At 66.4% G+C, this 384-nt stretch carries 1 protein-coding gene; it reads right to left on the reverse strand.

Annotation, left to right across the window (positions count from 1 at the left end; all coding sequences use genetic code 11):
* A partial coding sequence (locus tag AC1D1Y_RS26825; RefSeq protein WP_477685013.1) for a CDP-alcohol phosphatidyltransferase family protein occupies positions 1–384 on the reverse strand: 384 nt, incomplete at both ends.

Genomic DNA, 384 nt, shown 5'->3' on the forward strand with positions numbered 1-384 from the left:
ACCCAGGACGCCACGATCACCACCACCACCGCCAGCCCTGCGTGGACGCCGGGCGCCAGTGCAAAAGGCAGGTAGAGCGCCGCGTCGGAGACCTGGTCGCACAGCTCGTTGAGCACAGCGCCCAGCCGGGTTTTCTGGCCCGTGGCATTGGCCAGCATGCCATCCAGCGCATTCAGCGCCATGCGCACCAGCAGCACCAACGGCAAGCCAACCCACAGCGCGGGGTTGCCGGGGTATAGCGCCAGCGCGGTGCCGTACAGCAGCATCAGCCCTGTGGTGGCCAGTGTGAGCTGGTTGGGGCTGATGCCCCAGCGCGCCAGGCGTTGCAACAGGGGCTGCAGCAGTTGTTGAAAACGGGGTTTGAGCTGGTAGACGGAAAAGCGC

Source organism: Polaromonas sp. P1_G1, from assembly GCF_056405595.1.